This window comes from Desulfobaculum sp., from assembly GCF_054921475.1.
This window is the reverse complement of sequence record NZ_JBUDSW010000348.1, coordinates 1-2,963: the sequence shown is the minus strand read 5'-3', so window position 1 is coordinate 2,963 and position 2,963 is coordinate 1. Positions and strand designations below refer to the sequence as shown.

Genomic DNA, 2,963 nt, shown 5'->3' with positions numbered 1-2,963 from the left:
ATGTGCTGATGCCGCTTGTTTCGTCGCCGCTTCTGTTATGGGCGGTGGTGGGCGGCGGTTTGGTCCTTGGCCTGCGCCATGTGTCGTGGCAGCGGCGGGCCGTTGTGCTCATCGCCTTGCTGGCGACGCTGGGGCTGACTGACGGCGGGACCAATATCGTGAAGCACAGCGTGGGCCGGGTGCGTCCGCTCAACGCCCTTGCCGGGGTGCATTACCACGAGGATGGCGCATGGCAACAGCGCCCCGCCGACTATGTGCAGACCAAGGAGCGCGGCAATTCCTATCCCTCGGCCCATGCGGCAAGCTCCATGGCCGTGGCGTGCCTGCTGGCGTTCTTCTGGCCGCGCGTGCGGCGCAGCATTTGGCTGCTGCCCCTTGTGGTGGGCTTCTCGCGCGTGTACCTCGCCAAGCATTACCCCCTCGACGTCGGCATGGGGTGGCTCTTCGGCATTGGCGCGGCCCTTGCGACTTGCGCCGTACTCATAGCCCTTGGTCAGGGCGCGCCCCCGGCGCAGGACGAGACCCCGCCGGACGCGTAATCCGGCCACGCCCCAAACGGCGGCCCATATCATCAAAAAAGCCCCCGGCAGAATGTTCTGCCGGGGGCTTTCGTTTATGCATGCGCGGGGCGGGTTAAGGCTCCACGGTGAGGATGTAGGCCTTGTCCCAGTTGAGGTAGGCCTTGGCGACGTTTTGGATGTCCTTGCCCGTCAGGTGCTGGGCTTTTTCGATGATGTCCTGCTCGTAGTGCAGCGGCTCATCGAGCATGACGTTATGCGCTGCCTCACGGGCGCGGGCGGACAGACTCTGGTTCTGGCGGTAGTAGGAGCCGCGCATCAGGTTCTGGGCGCGGCTGATGGTGGCCTTGGGCAGGGGCGCTTCCTTGAGTTGGGCCACGGTGTTGTGGAAGCCCTGCAGGGCCTTTTCCAGCTTGTTTTTGTTGGTGCCGATGTAGAAGGCGAGGAAGCCGGTTTTCGGGGCCTGCCACAACAGGGCGGTGACGGTGTAGCCCAGCCCCTGCTTGTCGCGCAGGTCGCTGAAGAGCAGGCCACTCTGCCCGGCGAGGATGTCGCGCAGCAGGTCCAGCTCGGCCCGGTGTTCACCAAGTTCGCCGGGAACGGGGAAGATGGCGAGCAGGTGCGCCTGATTGCGCTCGGCAAGGTTCAGTTTCAGCTCGCGGTCCGTGTTCCAGTCCGGCGTGTTGTAGCCAAAGGGTTCGCCGGGCTGGGCCTTGGCGAAGGACTTTGCCATGGCAATGATGGCGTCACGGTCGTACGTGCCGCAGACGGCCAGAGTCCAACGCTGCTTGCGCTGGCGCTCCCAGTAGGACAGCACGTCATCCCGCGTGAGTTCGGCCACATCTTCCACGGTGCCAAGCTGCGAGAGGCGGTAGGGCGTATTCGCATACAGGAAGGGGAACATGTGCTGCAGGGCAAGGCCAAGGGGCTGGTCCTGCAGCTGCTTCACTTGCGCCATCTGCTCCTTGCGGGCGCGGTCAACTTCCTTTTCGGCAAAGGCAGGGGCCTGCAACGTCTCGCGGAAGAGCGGCAGCATCTCGTCCTCGTACCGGGTGGGATACCGCGCGGACAAGACGAAGAAGTCGCTCCCCGCGCTGGCGGAGATGGACGCCGCGCGTCCGGAGAGAGCCTTGCGGAATTCCGGCGCGCTCAGGCGAGTGGTGCCTTTGGTGAGGGCTTTGGCCGTAAGCGAGGATACGCCTTCTTCGCCGGGGAAGATCAGCGCGTTGCCGCCACGGAAGGCCATGGTCATGGCCGTGTAGGGCAGGGTGTCGTCGGGCTGGAGCACCAGCGTATGGTCGCGGGGCAGGTCGATGACTTCGGTTTTGGCGTCCTCGTGCGCGGTGCGTTCGACGGATTGCGTCTTCTGCGCGGGCCAGACGTCCTGCATGGTGCTCTTCATGGCCGCGGTGACGGCTTCCGGCTCGTCTGAGGATTTATCAAGCTCCACGGCCACGCGCGCGGCGCCGGGCTGGATGTAGGTATCAATCAGGCGCTGGAGTTCCTTGGCATTCACGGCGTCCAGCCGCGAGGCGTAGCGGTCTTCGGCCTTGGTGCTGCCTTCAAAGAACTGGAAGTAGCCCAGCTTGGAGGTCAGCCCGCCGATGGTTTCCCGGCTGGAATAGAGCGAGTCCTGAATGTTCAAGACGGCGCTCTCGTAGTCCTTGTCCGTGAAGGAGTCGCCCGAGAGTCCGGCAAGGGTGGATTGCAGCTCCTTCCAGAAGGCGGGGAGCTTGTCGCCGTCCAGCGTGGCGCTGATGTACAGCATGCCGACCTGATCAAGGGTCATGCTGTACGCGGAGATTTGGTCCACAAGGCCCTTGTCGTACTTGAGGTGGCGGTACAGCAGCGAGGTGTTGTCGCCGCCCAGCATGTGGGCCAAAAGGTCCAGCCCTGCGATGTCGTCGGAGTGCAGGCTGGGGATGGGGAAGGCCACGGCCAGATAGGTTTTGTTCCAAGGGCCCTTGGATACGGCAAAGTGCGGGCCGTCGGCTTCGGGCAGCGGCAGGGGCCGCTTGGGCTTCAGGGTGCGGGTGTTGGTCAGGGAGCCGAAGTGCTTCTGCACCAGCGCTGTGGCCTCGTCCATGTCCACATCGCCGCACACCACGGCCAGCATGGACTGCGGCTGATAGTAGGTGTCGATGTAGTCCTTGATGTCCTGCCTGGTGATGCCCTGTACCGTGTCGCGGTAGCCGATGATGGGCCACTGGTAGGGCGTGCCACCCCACAACAGGGGCTGCATGGCCTTAAATACGCGGCTGGAGGCGTTGTCTTCGCCGCGTTCCAGTTCGGAGATGACAACCTTTTTCTCGCGGTCCAGTTCGTCGGGGTCGAGGGTGGCGCCAAAGGCCATGTCTTTAATAACGTCAACGCCAAGGGCAAGATGCTCTGCGGGGACGTCTACCTTGTAGACGGTGTAGTCAAAGCTGGTGGCCGCGTTCAGCG

General features: G+C 63.8%; 2 protein-coding genes. One reads left to right on the top strand and one right to left on the bottom strand.

The features are described 5' to 3' along the window. A partial coding sequence (locus ACY69P_RS15715) for a phosphatase PAP2 family protein (protein ID WP_462328163.1) occupies nt 1–539 on the top strand: 539 nt, incomplete at its 5' end. Nucleotides 540–633: 94 nt separating this feature from the next. Here ACY69P_RS15715 and ACY69P_RS15710 read toward each other — a convergent pair. After that, nucleotides 634–2,963: M16 family metallopeptidase (locus ACY69P_RS15710; protein ID WP_462328162.1), on the bottom strand; the 2,330-nt coding region annotated here is incomplete at its 5' end.